Annotated in this window: 14 protein-coding genes; 1 reads left to right on the forward strand and 13 read right to left on the reverse strand. The window is 50.9% G+C overall.

The genetic code is table 11. The features are described from left to right. Positions 1 to 442: 442 nt before the first annotated feature. The 13 genes from ACN6MV_RS26160 to terL form a co-directional block, all read right to left on the reverse strand. A complete protein-coding gene (locus tag ACN6MV_RS26160) occupies positions 443 to 4,234 on the reverse strand; it encodes a hypothetical protein (protein ID WP_419885178.1) in 3,792 nt (1,263 codons plus the stop codon). Then, the gene (locus tag ACN6MV_RS26165) at positions 4,231 to 4,632 is read right to left on the reverse strand and encodes an HK97 gp10 family phage protein (protein WP_419885179.1); all 402 of its coding nucleotides are present in this window, start codon (positions 4,630 to 4,632) and stop codon (positions 4,231 to 4,233) included. Before ACN6MV_RS26165 ends, ACN6MV_RS26160 begins: the two co-directional genes overlap by 4 nt. A gap of 309 nt (positions 4,633 to 4,941) precedes the next feature. Beyond that, positions 4,942 to 5,376, reverse strand: a complete 435-nt coding sequence (locus ACN6MV_RS26170) for a hypothetical protein (protein WP_419885180.1) — start codon at positions 5,374 to 5,376, stop codon at positions 4,942 to 4,944. A gap of 59 nt (positions 5,377 to 5,435) precedes the next feature. Further along, entirely contained in the window at positions 5,436 to 5,966 is a 531-nt protein-coding gene (locus ACN6MV_RS26175; RefSeq protein WP_076141597.1) for a hypothetical protein, read from the reverse strand. An 81-nt stretch (positions 5,967 to 6,047) separates the two neighbouring features. Next, entirely contained in the window at positions 6,048 to 6,428 is a 381-nt protein-coding gene (locus ACN6MV_RS26180; RefSeq protein WP_419885181.1) for a minor capsid protein, read from the reverse strand. Then, the gene (locus ACN6MV_RS26185) at positions 6,428 to 6,748 is read right to left on the reverse strand and encodes a hypothetical protein (protein WP_419885182.1); all 321 of its coding nucleotides are present in this window, start codon (positions 6,746 to 6,748) and stop codon (positions 6,428 to 6,430) included. Before ACN6MV_RS26185 ends, ACN6MV_RS26180 begins: the two co-directional genes overlap by 1 nt. Beyond that, complete coding sequence (locus ACN6MV_RS26190; RefSeq protein WP_419885183.1) at positions 6,748 to 7,131, reverse strand: hypothetical protein; 384 nt, start codon at positions 7,129 to 7,131, stop codon at positions 6,748 to 6,750. The genes ACN6MV_RS26185 and ACN6MV_RS26190 overlap by 1 nt, the downstream gene beginning before the upstream one ends. 14 nt (positions 7,132 to 7,145) lie before the next feature. After that, positions 7,146 to 7,370, reverse strand: coding sequence for a hypothetical protein (locus tag ACN6MV_RS26195; protein ID WP_076179837.1), 225 nt, complete (start codon positions 7,368 to 7,370; stop codon positions 7,146 to 7,148). 20 nt (positions 7,371 to 7,390) lie between these two features. After that, a complete protein-coding gene (locus ACN6MV_RS26200) occupies positions 7,391 to 8,317 on the reverse strand; it encodes a major capsid protein (RefSeq protein WP_341138434.1) in 927 nt (308 codons plus the stop codon). 66 nt (positions 8,318 to 8,383) lie between these two features. Beyond that, positions 8,384 to 8,998, reverse strand: a complete 615-nt coding sequence (locus ACN6MV_RS26205) for a scaffolding protein (RefSeq protein WP_419885184.1) — start codon at positions 8,996 to 8,998, stop codon at positions 8,384 to 8,386. Between the two features lie 81 nt (positions 8,999 to 9,079). Then, positions 9,080 to 9,913: a phage minor capsid protein gene (locus ACN6MV_RS26210; RefSeq protein ID WP_419885185.1), complete on the reverse strand. Its 834-nt coding sequence runs from the start codon at positions 9,911 to 9,913 to the stop codon at positions 9,080 to 9,082. Continuing rightward, positions 9,913 to 11,370 (reverse strand): phage portal protein, encoded by a 1,458-nt coding sequence (locus ACN6MV_RS26215; RefSeq protein ID WP_419885186.1) that lies wholly within the window; start codon positions 11,368 to 11,370, stop codon positions 9,913 to 9,915. The genes ACN6MV_RS26210 and ACN6MV_RS26215 overlap by 1 nt, the downstream gene beginning before the upstream one ends. Positions 11,371 to 11,382: 12 nt before the next feature. Continuing rightward, a complete protein-coding gene (gene terL / locus ACN6MV_RS26220) occupies positions 11,383 to 13,008 on the reverse strand; it encodes a phage terminase large subunit (protein ID WP_419885187.1) in 1,626 nt (541 codons plus the stop codon). Positions 13,009 to 13,543: 535 nt separating this feature from the next. Here terL and ACN6MV_RS26225 point away from each other — a divergent pair. Then, the gene (locus ACN6MV_RS26225) at positions 13,544 to 14,104 is read left to right on the forward strand and encodes a tyrosine-type recombinase/integrase (protein ID WP_419885188.1); all 561 of its coding nucleotides are present in this window, start codon (positions 13,544 to 13,546) and stop codon (positions 14,102 to 14,104) included. Positions 14,105 to 14,149 lie beyond the last annotated feature (45 nt).

The following is a 14,149-nucleotide window of genomic DNA, read 5'->3' on the forward strand; positions in this document are numbered from 1 at the left end:
TAATTTCAGTAGCGCAGTGAGGGCAACGTGTTCCGTTTAGAAAGTTGTTTGGTGCTACTGAGTAGGTGTTGTTACAACAAGTATGGAGGATACTTACGTGTATCAAAGCGCCAAGGTAATCGCTAATGAGTGTGTATTCCCCATTTGTTCGGACATTTACAGCTTCCGCAAACGCTTCTGTGGTCCAACGCATTGATTTTCTCGCTCCAGGGTTGCGCGCTTCAAGACGCTTACGCTTACGGAAGTTTCCACATAGCCTACACGCAGACTGTTTCCCATCGCGGGCACGCTTATCTGGGCTAAACTCCGTCAATGCCTTCTCCTTACCACAGGCGCTACAAGTCTTTTCTCCGATAATGCACATCTCCCTTCTCTCTACTCGTGAGACATTAAACACCCACATAAAAAGGAGCCCGCACAATAGCCGGACTCCCCTTTTCGCTTAATCGCTCTTAATGCCCATCGATGCTAATCGGCTGACTGCGCGCGCTTTTTCATCATAATACATACCGATATCTGCCTTATCTGTCAGCGTCACATTCTCCGCCCCCATATCAATGTTATTCGTAATATAAGTCGGGGCTGCCGGAGATTGCGCAACCATCCGCGGATTTGATACGGCGTCCCATAACGTAGCTTGCATTGCGGCGGTCAACACCATTTCGCCTCCGTGTACTATCGCAGGAACCGCCTCACCTACCGCGCCTTGGACGATGCCCCCGACCTTAAACGCCTGCAGTTTACCGGTATCTACGCCTATTCCGTACAGATCGCGAATCGCTTGATTCTCCGTTTGCAAACGCGACATCTCCGTTGTATTACCGGACTTCTTCGCCACGTCATATGCGTCCTTATTCGAGTTGTAGCGCGCCAAATCTGCTGCCTTCTTCGACTCCGCATTGATCTGCGTTATTGACGCCATCTTCGCGCGATATTGCGTAAGAAAGCCGTCAAGCTCCGTAAGGATCGCAGTATTCGCGGAACCACTTGCGCTAACACGATACGCCGCGATTCCGTCCTCTATCGATTTGATGTCGCCTGAGTACGCATCAAATGCCGCCGTTAATACGCTGTATTGCGCTTCGGCTGCGGTCTTCTCCGCTTCGTACGCTTTCGTCTGCGCATCCTTTTCGTCCTTAAGCGCATCTTGCTGATCCGCGAGCGTACGGTCAGTTAATTCGCGGTCGTGTTCGAGTTGCATGCGCGCGATCTCTTTAAGCAGCGCGTCACGTTCCGCTATTCCTTCCGGACCGACTGCGCTCGATAACTCCGCTAAGCGCGATTGCTTCTCCGCTAATTGCGTCGCGTAATCGGCGTCAACATTAAGCTCTTTGTTGGCGTCACGTAAGCGCTGAATAGCGTCAATCCGCGCGTCATAATCGTCGAGTGCCGCTTGCTTACGCTCTTCAATCGCTTTAATCTCCGCATCCTTCGCGTCCTTAATTGCGGCTTTCTGCGTCTTAACGAGATCGGTCGCGAGATCCTGCGTCAGCTTCGTTAGTGACTTGCGGAGGTTATAGAGTTGTTCGTCCGCCTGCGCGTAATACTCCGAATCCTTGGCGTAGCGATCCCGTACGCGAGTCCACGCGTCGATCTTCATTTGCGCGATCTCTGTCTCCGATTTACCCGCGTCAGACATGCGGCGTTCCTCTGCGCTAATCCACTTCGACGATGCGTTGTACTGCGCGCGCGCCTCCGCTTCGGTTGCGGTGGCTACGTTCTTGCGCGATTGGCGGACTTGATCGTCGGCGGCAATATACTCTGCGCTGTCCTTGGCGTAACGATTACGTAATCGCGTCCAGCTTGCGAGTTTCATTTCCGCTATCTTTAGCTCCGACTTACCGCTGTCTTCCATCCGTTTCGACTCCGCATCAATCCACGTAACCGAAAAGTCATAGCGTGATTGGGCGCTGTCTTCGCCGAGCCGCTTAAGCTGTAGCGCTAGTGTGCGCGCATCATCTACGGATTCCTTTAAAAAGGTAGCGTGCTTCTTGCGCAATTCTTCGTATTTCTTAATCTGCGCATCAGCCGTCATATCGTAAAAGTCCGCTTGAAACTGGACGGTTTTCATATCGGCATCATACGCTGCTTTACGCGCTTCGGCGGCGAGTTCGGCGGCTGTTTTACCGGTCTTCTCCTTCTTAGCTTTCGGCGCGTCCTCTGGAATAATATCCTTAGTAAACGCCTGCGCTCCGGATTCAACTTCCGCCGCTAACTTTTCCATCTCGCGTGCTGCGTCCGAATACTTCTGCTGTTGTGCGAGAGCTAAGTCCCGCCCCTTCTTCGCATCCTCCGAAACTTTATTCGTCAGGTAGTCGTTGTTTACGATATCCATAACGTTCGGCGTCTTACCGTTCATTCGCGATTCGCCTTGCGCTACAGACTCCGCAAATGTCTCCGCCTTTGCTCCGGATACTTTCGCCATAGCTTCGATCAGCAGCGTATAGTTCTTAATCTGCGTCTTAACCGATTCCTCTTGCGCCTTATTTTCCTTCGCGAAGTTTCGAATACGTTGCGCAGCTTGATCGGCGGCGAGATCCGTAAATTTCTTATCTGCGGCGATTTGGTCGATAATCACGTCGATATTATCCGCACGAATACGGCCATCTTCGCCTTGGTGCGCGTTTAACTCCGGATACTGTTCGATCAACTTTTCCGTTATATCAACGAGGCGTCCTTTTTGCGTAGCGTCCAGCGTTTGAGAACCGGATAACTCCTTAAACTGCGTCGCCAATGCGCTCATTTGTACAAGCGTTGCCTTCTTCGTTGCGAGCGCGGAATACTCCGCTTTATCCTGCGCGGATATCGAGTCTATCGAATACTTGAGCGCTTTGTTCATCTCTTCGAGTTTAGACGTTGCGGCCTCAACACCGTCGAATCCCATATTGCGCAGCTTATCGTCCATCTCACCGAGCGCTTCGTTAATGTCCATCGCTTCCGACATCATCGCCGGATTTCCTAACCCTTGTTCGCCCGCCGCTTGTATTTCGTTAAGCCGCTTTTCCATAGATGCGCGTTCGTTGAGGGCCTCCGTAAGATCCTTCGTTTTGGCTGTTAGCGTTTCGATATCCGCGGCCGATTGATCGACTGGCGCTTTATCGAGTAGCGTGTTAAGTTCCTTCTGCGCCTTAAGCATGTCCTGCGTAGCTCTTGCGTCTTCCCCGCGCTTAGCAACGAGTGCGCCAATTCCGCCGGCCAAAGCCGCGATAGCTACGATTGCAATTCCGATTGGTCCGGACGAGATGCCTAACAATTTAGACGCCGCAGCGATAGCCTCGATTGCTATAGGTATTGTCTTCATGACAGTTGCCAGCCCCGTCAATACGACGATAAATCCGAGTACGCCACCCGTTGCGGTAGCTAGCCCAGATACGAGTGCTTTGTTCTCCGACACAAAATCCGCAAGTCCGATTATTACAGGAGTCAAAGCCTCAAGCGTCTTCTGTACGACCGGCGTAAACGACTCTCCGAGTGCGACGCGCGCTTCATTCGTCGCTTGCGCGAAACGGTTCTGCGTACCGGTAAATCCCTGCATTGCTTCGTCCGCATTTCCGGTAAATATCGCACCTTCACGCATAAACCCGTAATACGCCGCTTGGATCTTTTCAGCGTCCGTCAATCTGCCCGCTGTTGTTCCGATTGATTCCGCGTATTCCTTTTGCATAACGGATAGATTCTTCGTTACGCCGACCGCATCAGATAGTACGGAGTTACCGTTCTTGATACCGTCGAGGGACGCTTGGATAGCGCCGCCCATCGTGTAGAAGGATTGGCGGTTATATGCGGCTGAGTCTGCGAGCGAGTTAATAAGCTTCGTAGACTCTCCGAGATCAAGTCCGGTAGACATCGCAGTCTTAAACGCTAGCACCGATTCAGTAAGCGTTAAAAAACCGCGCTTGGCTAAATCCTGCGCGGCTTGCTGTGCGTCTCCCGTTTGGATGCCGAAGCCTTTCGCAACGGCGTTAAGTCCCTGGAACGCGTTATACAATTTCGTGCTCTCCGCGACGACCGATTGCATCTCACGTACAAGTTTCGTCAAAGCTGCGCCAGCACCGAGCGCCGCCATCGCGGAGCCTAATTTTTTCATACCGTCCGCACCTCGGCGAGCTTCTTCCTCAAGCCCTGTTATCCTACGACGCGCTTCGTCCATCTGACGCCTAAACTCCGCCATTTCTAGCGTAATCCGTGCGCGTATTTCACCTACGTTAGTAGCACCGCCAGCACCTTCGCTCATCCCATCGCCCTCCTAACAGCGTCATTTATAAACTGCGTATATAAGCGTTTGTTAGTTTTGAGCGGCTGAGATAGAAACTTAGGTCGCGTGCCGGGAGTCGTCGGATTCTTATACGGTCCCATCTCGTGAACGCGCAATGCGTAGTTAAATCGGACGCCGCTCGATCCTTCTTCCGTAGCAGAGTAAAACACCTCTCCGTAAGCTTGTGCGCCCTTAACCGTTACTTCTTTGCCCGCTGTCATTCGTAAAGTCCCGGTATCCAATGGCGCCATATCACGTGAGTCTGCGAGGAGGCGGTCCGTTGCATCGTGGAGTCCGGAGACGGCTGCCTCAACCATGGCGCCACGTTTCGCTTCTAAAAATCGGTGCAGTTCATCTACTCTAAATTCGAAATCCATCCGTCCGTCACACCCTCCCCGCGCTCATCTGGTCTTTCAGTAGTCTAAATCCGGCCTCATCAAACTTCGGCTTACTCTGCGTCGCGAATCCAGCTTGCCGCTGTAATCCCGTCGTAAACTTGCGGTAATCCTCTACGTTAGTCGTGTGCGACATGACGTTAACGTTTAGCGCGTCAAGTGTTTCGCCAGCCTTACGTCGCTTGTCCGCATCCAACACGTCGAGTAAATCCATAACGTAATAACCGCGCTCGAACTCGACCTGCGTTTTACCGAGGCGGACGGCTGCGTCTATGAAAAACTCATCTATCGTTACTCGGCGCTCGCTTCCGCTACTCCCGTTTGTAGGTTCGCTAGTTGCAGAGCGCCTTGCACGTTTTTTAGGAGACCACCGAAGTTGTTAACGCGCGCAACGGCGGTAAAATACGCCATCAATTCGTCGGGCGCTACGTTTGCCTCGATCCACTCTGGTTCAAATCCGGTCAATACGCTGACTACTTGAACGACGTCATTTAGCGCGTGCTCGATGAACGCGAATAAGTATGCTGCGCGGTTTTCGGCTGGCGCTGACATAACGCCCATAATCAATTCCGGCAGCATATTAACAGCGGCAAATAGTTCGCGCCATTGTCCGACCGGAACCTTCCGCACCTTTACCGTTCTGTCTCCGAGCTGGATTACGTTGGGGTCAATTACGATTTCTGGCGCGGTAGTTTCCGCTTTATCTGAACGCTTAAAAATCTGCATTATATTCGCTCCTTATAAAGAAATAGAGGCGCAATTAAGCGCCCCTTTCAACGTGATATTTACGGTGTTGCAGTGATTGTTTCGTCACCGAGAATCGCAATAACTCCGTCTTCATCCGGAGTTGACCGGAGTGTTACGTTTGTGATGCGCTCATTTTCGTTGTTGAACGAATAAGATAAATCCGTCTCGCTGTACGCCAGCGGAATCGTAATCCAAAAGTCCGGATCAGTCAGTTTCGCCAATGGCTTAATGACGGCTTGCTTTGCGGTGTCAATCAAGTTAAGGCCTACGCCAGTCTTAACAACAACCTTCGAACCACCTGCGCCTGTTACAACTTCCGCGCCCGCCATAATCTTCGGAATAGTTGGCAGATCATACTCGCCGAACGGTACCGTCACGCTTACATTACGACCGGTTACACGCTTACCGACGATGGTCTCACCGGTTTGGTCCGTCTTCTGTTCGCGATAAGTAGTCTCCGTTGTGAAGACGACGCCGCCGATGGTCGTTTCGAATTTGACCGCCGTTAGTCCTGTGCCGTATTCGACTATCGCCGGGCCTACCTCGATCTTGCTAAAGTTTTGTGACATTCTCACATGTCCCCTTATATTTATATTTGTGTACTGCGTAGCACAACAAAAAGAGCCGCCCGATAACGGACAGCCCTGCGTTTATAGCGATGTTGTTAGCGTAAAATTAACGGAATATAGCGCTCGGTTATTCGCGTCAGGTCCGAGATACCAAGGCGCCGACTGATCCGCTAGGCACTTAACGACGCGCGTAGTTCCGATTATAAATTCCGCTCTACCATGTAACGCTTCGAATATTGCGTTTGCCTTCGCTTCCGCGGTCGCCATCGACTTCGCGCGAATCACGACTTGAAATGACGGATACGCAACGGATGACCATTCGCTCGGAGGCGGTCCGCCTGTTATCCGCGTATATGCGCAATCATCCGGATTCGCCGTTGTAAAATCGTTGCCGACTACGGTAAATCCCGGAACGATTAAGCGGATGGTTGCGTTAATATCTGCGACTGTTAATAGCGCCACTATACACCCACCTCCGTTATTAGCGGCTTACCGTTGAGCGCCCGTTTAACGCTGATTGCGAGTGGCGTGTACGTTGTCTCCGCTAATAGTTCGTTGGTGTACGTGAGGCGGTCGTCGAGCGATATGTCCGCGAGTTTATCAAAGTAAAACGTGCCGACGCTTACGACTTCCGCGCCGTGTTGATTGCGTACGAGTTTGACCGCTTCGCTAAAGCGGCATTTCTGCGTATAAGGGACGCCGTATGACGGCTCGTTATAATCCGGATCATATCCGGTAAACGGCGTAATAACTACGTCTTGCTTAAGTGGGATAACCGCCATTAAGGTATCAGCCTCCCGACTCGACGCGCCGGTATCCTAACCCCGTTCGCGTCCCCTATTAGATCCCGGCAAGATTGCGGAATCATACTTACTAATTCACGCGATCCCTCTCGGAAACTCGTTGAAGTAACTCCGCTCAAAGAGGTCGATTGAACTCCTCGCTGTCCTGCAACCATTACGTCGCTATAAACCGTAGCCAGTGCCGCAGCAAATTCGTACACAGCTTCGTCCGGAATCGTATACTTCGAGTAGTAGCGAATTAAAGTACGCTCAGCCACGTTTAACATTCGTTGTCTTTTGGCTGCGTCTGAGTCCACCCATCCTTCGGTATCAATTACGTTCGCGCTAATATAAGTATCTGCTGCGATTACTGTCGTTGACATGCGCACACCTCCGTTTATTTACCGGAGGATTTTGCGGCAGTCTTGCGCGGTTTTGGCGCTTTTACGACGCTAACTTGCAGCTCCTCCGGCTTGCTTTCGTCTTCCTCCAACGTGTATCCATAGTCGTGAACGAGAATCTTGCGCAGACCCTCGTCCTCAACTACAGCCGCACCGTTGCTAAACTTGACGCCGTGTGTCGTCCCGTCATAGTTCGGGTTAGGCGTTTTGATTACGTACATCTGCGCACCTCCCCGGTTAATTAGGCAATGATGCCGGACAAACGTGCGGCGGATTTACCGTCAAACAGCGCCAATCCAGTGTAAAACTCGATACGAGTACGGTAAGCTGGCTTTTCTTGCAAAAGACCAAGGTCCTCAACCATTACTCCGCCGTTAGTCAAACCGGACACATACTCGTCAGCACCGAATTTAACGGCATAGATCGAAGTTGTGTTTGTTGCTGTCCCGGCTGTTTCAGCGTGTCCGATTACCTTGCTTCCGCTAGCATTATCACCTGCATCGAACATAGGCACCCCGTTATAAGTAACTACAGGTTTACCGAACGCGTCCTCGCTTTGCGTGAAGTATCCAAGTTTACGCGCAATGGAATTAACCTTAATCATTGTCTTGGAGTCCATGAACAGCGCGTCCGCTCTACCGCGAGTCTGGTAAATCAAAGCGTCCAGAGCTTCGAGGAACATTGTTGCATTAGCTGCATCGCTTAAATCCAAACCGTTTGTAGCTGCAGTAATCAACTGACTACCAGTAAGGCGTTTCTTCAAACCGTCGAAGGATTTGGAATCTACTGCGGTATCTCCGTTGAAAAAAGTATCTTGAAACTTAAAAGCCGCTGCCTTGGTTTTTAGCGCCGTTTGAATAGCGCGTTGATCATTGATATTGGAGCGTGTTTGTTGGATGAATCGATCCACGTCTGCGTCTCCGCCCAGGATTACCAAACTTTCAGTAACCGGATTAACTGTACCGGTCGATTCTGTGTAAGCTTCGTTAACACCACGAAACGCAACTCCCGGTAGTGTAGCCTCGCGGTTATAGGTGTAGGCGTTACCTTGAATGTCCATGAACGGCATAAGTTGAAGCACTGGCGCATTCTGTACAAATGTCTCAATTACCCCTTGTTGAAGCGTGTTTTGCGAAAGTTTCGCAGATTCCAATAGTGTCAAAGCCATTTATAAATCCCCCTAGTAATGTTTTTTTGTAATAAAAAAGAGCCCACTAGGGACCCTTCTGCTTATTTATTTACTTGCGTATCCTGCCGAAAGCTTCTCTCGCGTACTGAGTCCATCAGTTCCAGGCTTACGACTGCCGCCGTTTGTATCCCCACCAATTTGACGATTCCCACCGCCAGCCGTGTTCGCTAAATACGGTTCTGCCGCGATAAGCGCCTCGACCGCTTCCTTAACGCCAACCGCGTTCCCTTCGTCATCCACCGTAACCGCGCTTAAATCCGCCAGTTTCAATGCCGCGGCTAACCGGTCAGCAGGTACGTTAGCCTCACGCGCCAGTGACTTAAACTCCGCGTTAATCAGACGTTGATTCGCTGTAGTGAGCGCCCTATCCCGCTCAGCCTTTGCGGACTCCGCTGCAGCGAGCGCGGCCGCCTTCTCCGCCTCTAATCGCTCCGTATCGCTTAACTTTGCGGCCTCACGATCCGCCTCCGCTTGTTCCAGCGCGGTCAACTTTGTTTTGATATCGTCGTAATCTTCGCGTCCTTTACGGTCTCTCGCAAGACGATCGGCAACAATGCGGTCTAGATCCGCCTGCGTGAACGTCTTGTCCGTTTCGGAATCGCCTTCCGCGAATAATTGAAGATTAAGCGGATATCGTGAACGTTTAATTTCGTTTTGCATCGTTAGTCCTCCCGCGTTTAAGCGCCGCGTAGCGCATAGTTTCCGCGAAGTTTATGGCGTCGTTTGCGTTCGGACGCGGAGTCATTGCTCCAATAACTTCGGATCGCGTATTGGTGATAAAACGTGGCGGCATGACGGGTGAAAAAGCTCACGTTTCGGGATGTCGCCAACATACGGAAATTCGCCCGGAGCGTCCGGAATAAGCTTGACTATGCGGCCTTCCCAACTGCGGCAGGCATCTGTCGCACCATGACGCGAAACAACCGCGTAGTAAGCGCCGCGGCCTATTGCTTCGTTCGTCGAAGCTTCCCGGTGTACTTGCGATAACTTAGTTCGCGCCAACATATCGGTATAAACTTTTGGATCCCAGCGCCTTCCGGCCGCATCAATTATTCCGGTATTCACGGAATCGCCTAGCGTTTTCTTCATTCCGCTAAGAATATCGCGACTAATCGTACGGCTTCCGTTAACTCCCTTCGCCATATTTCCGCGCAAGGAATCTGCGGTAGCCTGGCGTACTGCAATCCGAACCCTACGCTCAATATTCTGCGTAACGGCCAGTACGTCAGCCTGTGTATCCGCTACGGCCGCCGCAACCATTTCGCGGTTGATACGGCTAAACTTCGCGATCTTTTCCGCCTCTTCTACCGTTGATACAACGCCTAAATCGACGATCGCGCGGATTACTCCGTCGGTCGCCGCTTTAGGAACGTATTTATTTACCCACGCCTCAGACTCCGCGTTGAGTCCGCTAAGTATCTTTGAAACTTCCGCGAGTGCAAACTTTGAATTAGCGAGGGAAAGGCCGGCAAGGTCGAGACGGGAGAGCTCTCCGGTTATATCGAGTATTGCGGTTTTGAGCGCTCGGACGAGTTTGGCGACGTCGTAATCGTAAATCGGGTCCGGTATGATCATTACGCAGCGCTCTCGTCGAGGTCATTAAACAACGAAGAGTCTACCGTCCCACCCGTTCGCGATTCGTCGCCATCTATCCTCGCGATTGCTTGCGCCGCCTGCTCGTCATTGCCTCCGTCCAGCAGTTTAATAGCATCAGATACTGCCATCGTAGCCTTGCCCCCCGTACGAATTTGCGCTATTTCCGCCATTTCGCGGGCGTCCGTAGGCAGGCCATCTTTGAAAATAATGTGCGGTTTCGTAGGAGTGTAGCCGAGTTCTTCGCGGGACTGCGCGTGTTCCAATAATTGCGCGATGAATAGCACCTCTACCAGCGCCTTATCGAAATACTGACGTTTACGCGTCGTCTTTGAAAGCAACGGACCCATCCGGTACTTAACAGCGAGCCCTGTTGCTCCGCTTGTTCCGGCGTTCTCTTTGCCGAGGGCCACCGGAGGGAGCTCGGAAACGGTTAACAGTGCATCAATAAGCTTGTCTAGCTCTTTAAACGCGGACTCAAGTTGCCCGTCCCAGGTAACGTACTGCGGTATAACGTCGTCTTTCCCTACGATCTCAAATACTTTAGCGTAAGCGGCCTTTTGTTGTGGTACACCGTCCGGACCGTCTTCTAATACACCCGTTGGAACCGCTAGGATTGGGTCAGCGTGTTTGTCTAAGATGTTGGATATCTGCGTAAGGCGGTGATTAATTTCGCGTAGAAGCGCCCTATTCTCCGTAATGTCATCGACTCCGTGCCACGACGTATCAAGCGCAAAGTTAGGAACGTGGACCACTAGCGGCAAGGGTACGCCTGTCTCAATTGGAGCGCTCGGCGCTTCTATTTCCTCGGTTATATTCCACGAAATGACCTCGCCGTCTTTAGTTGACTGCGCAGTCATTGCGTATTTAGCCGTGGTTAGTTCGCCAGGCCTATGCGTCTCAACGAAAAGTTCCCATTTTACGGAATTCCCTTCCGTCACCTTTACCGGAACCGCGATGTGATAAGCTGCGATTTTCTTCTCGTTACCTGGGATAGTCTCCGGAAACACATACGCTGCGTTTTGCGCTTCGATTACGGCGCGATATGGGTCAAGTGTCTCGGATAGGGCTCCGCGATATTCTTGCGCCCACTTCACTTTATAGAACGAGTCGCCTCGATAGGCGTTACCATAGGCCATTTCGTAATTGACAGTGCCTAGCGCGTTTTCCTTAACGATACGTTCAAGGGCTTTTTGCTCTGTAGAACTGTCCTCGCCTGCGCTGTATATCGGAGATTCTCCGAATAGTAAATCCGCGGACTTCTTACAGATCAATCCGGCGTAATTCGTATATATGAACCGGTGTTCTTCCGTTTCTAATAATTGTGCTATCCGTCTAATCATGTATTTGCTACAACTAATCAACTCGGCATTTTCTCGGTAACGTTCTATCCGATCTTCATGATCTACCGGTGGGTAAACTTGTCCTACTTCGAACAATCCCTAACCTCCTCATAATCCTTTTGGTTTCCGCTGCCACGTCCGTCCACGCCTTCCCGTTCCACCAGCCGCCTCAACTGCGCCAGCTAATGCGTCAGGTAAATCGTCATGTGTGCCGGAGGGAAATTGCTCCATTTGCTCGAACAATAGGCGGTGCGCTCTATTGAAACGTAAAAAACCGCTCTCTATAAGCGGCTCCAATGACTCTATGCGTATTTCTTTTTTAGTGCGGGATATGACGGGCTTTAGTCGAGTAGTCCCGATACGTTCTTTTGATAGTCGTTCTTGTAATTGACGGTACATATCGTGTTGAGCACCGACAGTTTCTATCGCAAAGACTTTATGACCATATTCTACGATTACGGTAACGGACTGATCTAACGCGATGTGTGCCGGGCATTTGCGCGCCCATGCATCCAGTACATACATAACGCCGGTTAATCGGTCTTTTCCTATCGTGACAATCGCGTTATAGTCTGACCGGCTGTTTTTTCCTTGCGCGATATCCCAAAACGCGTACATCTCCAGCGGTCTAGGCCGTCCGGATTCGTCAAACAGGTCTGATTCGTCGTAGTATCGAAATTCTTCCGGATTAAAAATCGCGGATTCTTCGTCAATCGGCGTATTTTGATACTCCGTATTAAATGCCTTCGATCCATTCGCCCATTTCCACGTCATTAACGTCCATAGCGGTTGAACTGACGGCCATAATACGACGGCTCCGCGATCCATTTCGTCGCGATTTGCTTCGTAATAGGCCCGAGCATGAACTACCGAGTCTTCGTCGTCAGTATTCAGATAGATTGAGCGGCAATTATCCCAGAGGTCGGCGCGTTCCGGTTCCTCAATCAGCGCTTTATACAGTTTATCGTTGAAGTCCGGCCGTTTCATTACGGTTCGTAACAATGACTCAACGTGTACGACCGTTCCCATATAGATAATCGCAGTCTTTTTACCCTCCGGATCGCCTAACGGTACGACTGTTTGGGAAAACCAATCGCGCAGCTTCAAGCGCTGTTCCGGTGTGGCCGCGTTCGTCCTTACGTCTTCCAGGTCATCGCAGATTATTAAATCCGGCCGTATGCCTTCCCAATTTCGCCCCCGCAACGTTTGGTTACTACTCGCGGCTTCCATCTTCGTTAGCAGGCGTGGAATTCCGTTAGGTTGCGGCTCCCATGCGATAAACTCCGTTGAATTATCTCTTGGATTCGCTTGCTGCTTCGGAGATAATAACGGACCGAAATCGCGCCGGAGCTTCTCATTACTTTTAAGCTGACCTGCGATCCATTCGAGGTTGCCGGTTGATACTGTAGGCGTCTCCGAAATATTAATAATGTATTTACGATGACGGTACACAATCTCGCGTAGTGGTTTAGCCTTCGATAAATACGATGATTTGGCGTGAGATCGCGGCGCCGCACGTACTACCTTAGCGTTTATCGTCCGCATGGAAACATCGTCCATTGTCGCGCATATTTCACGGTGGAAATCGGGCGATTCATCCAAACTTGCGATATCGAATCCGTCCCAATTACCGGCGTTACCGGGATTTCGCGTCTCAGAGAAATATTCAAACGCAAAGTAGAGAAGGTCGCCCTCCGCACGATGAATCCTCGTTAACCTGGCGCTCTCATCCAAGTATTGCGCGAGATCCGCCTCCTCCTCGTATGACAGCGAATCAAGGTTCGCGGTCATCGCGCCGATTAGTGCGTCGAGTTTTCCGATCGTCTCAGCGCGTTCGTCTTGTTTAATCCAACGTTCATTTATCCACGCGATAGCCGCATCACCTCCTCTTCGTTATGTCCGTGCAATTACCGTTAAATTAGCGTTGTTATATCGTACCCTAGCAAATAGTAGTCCTGCGCCCCTAACGCGCTAATTCAACGTTGATTCTACGGTAAAATCATGCGTAAGCTTGCGAGGTTCATCCAGCCGTCGACTATAACGTAAAGTTCAAAGTTAAAATTGATACGCGGATTGGTCCGGCACGAAACGCAGGGCCTGCGAGGGGTGCCGGGGGTGGTCCGCCCTCTTATTTTCATTCGAATGTATGATTTTGTATCTTTTCGTACATTCAAAACGTTGATTTTACTAGGGTTACGTGATATGATTGGCTCATGATAACGTAATCGTACATTGAACGTACTATTATGTATGAAAAGGACGTGTCAAAATGGGCGAGAAGAAAGCTATATACGATGTCCAGCCGCTTAGAACACGCGAGGAAATCGAAGACATGAAACAATCACTCCGCCGGTGGAATGGCGAAAGGGATCTATTTATGTTTATCTGCGGAATAAATACAGGCCTTCGCGTATCGGACATAGTCACGCTTAAGGTTGCGGACGTCAAAGATAAGACGCACGTACGAATCGTCGAGCAAAAGAGCGGCAAGGTTCGCAACGTCAATCTCAAGGCGCTACAGCCGGATATCGCCGAGTATACGCGCGGTATGAGCCCGGAAGATTGGCTGTTCCCTTCTCGTAAGGGCAACGGTCATATCACGCCAACTCAGGCGTATAGAGCGCTCGTAAAGGCTGGCGAGATGATCGACCGTACGGATATCGGAACGCACACAATGCGTAAGACGTTCGGTTATCACCACTACAAACGCAATAAGAATGTAGCCGCACTGCAGGAGATATTCAACCACTCTGCGCCATCTATAACGAAGCGCTACATAGGTATCCGTCAGGACGAGATCGACGAGACTCTCGAAGGGTTTAAGCTATAGGAAGCGTAGGGTCGGCATTGAACGCAGGCCCTTTTCGCCATTCCG

Source organism: Paenibacillus sp. B-A-8 (assembly GCF_048572915.1).
GTDB lineage: Bacteria > Bacillota > Bacilli > Paenibacillales > Paenibacillaceae > Paenibacillus_AQ.

Bases quoted from the DNA above. Each gene is read 5' to 3' on its own strand.
- ACN6MV_RS26195 (WP_076179837.1), bottom strand. From the start codon at position 7,370: ATGTACGTAATCAAAACGCCTAACCCGAACTATGACGGGACGACACAC.
- ACN6MV_RS26200 (WP_341138434.1), bottom strand. From the start codon at position 8,317: ATGGCTTTGACACTATTGGAATCTGCGAAACTTTCGCAAAACACGCTT.
- ACN6MV_RS26185 (WP_419885182.1), bottom strand. From the start codon at position 6,748: ATGGCGGTTATCCCACTTAAGCAAGACGTAGTTATTACGCCGTTTACC.
- ACN6MV_RS26225 (WP_419885188.1), top strand. From the start codon at position 13,544: ATGGGCGAGAAGAAAGCTATATACGATGTCCAGCCGCTTAGAACACGC.
- ACN6MV_RS26165 (WP_419885179.1), bottom strand. From the start codon at position 4,632: ATGGATTTCGAATTTAGAGTAGATGAACTGCACCGATTTTTAGAAGCG.
- ACN6MV_RS26160 (WP_419885178.1), bottom strand. From the start codon at position 4,234: ATGAGCGAAGGTGCTGGCGGTGCTACTAACGTAGGTGAAATACGCGCA.
- ACN6MV_RS26170 (WP_419885180.1), bottom strand. From the start codon at position 5,376: ATGCAGATTTTTAAGCGTTCAGATAAAGCGGAAACTACCGCGCCAGAA.
- ACN6MV_RS26205 (WP_419885184.1), bottom strand. From the start codon at position 8,998: ATGCAAAACGAAATTAAACGTTCACGATATCCGCTTAATCTTCAATTA.
- ACN6MV_RS26210 (WP_419885185.1), bottom strand. From the start codon at position 9,913: ATGATCATACCGGACCCGATTTACGATTACGACGTCGCCAAACTCGTC.
- ACN6MV_RS26190 (WP_419885183.1), bottom strand. From the start codon at position 7,131: ATGTCAACGACAGTAATCGCAGCAGATACTTATATTAGCGCGAACGTA.
- ACN6MV_RS26175 (WP_076141597.1), bottom strand. From the start codon at position 5,966: ATGTCACAAAACTTTAGCAAGATCGAGGTAGGCCCGGCGATAGTCGAA.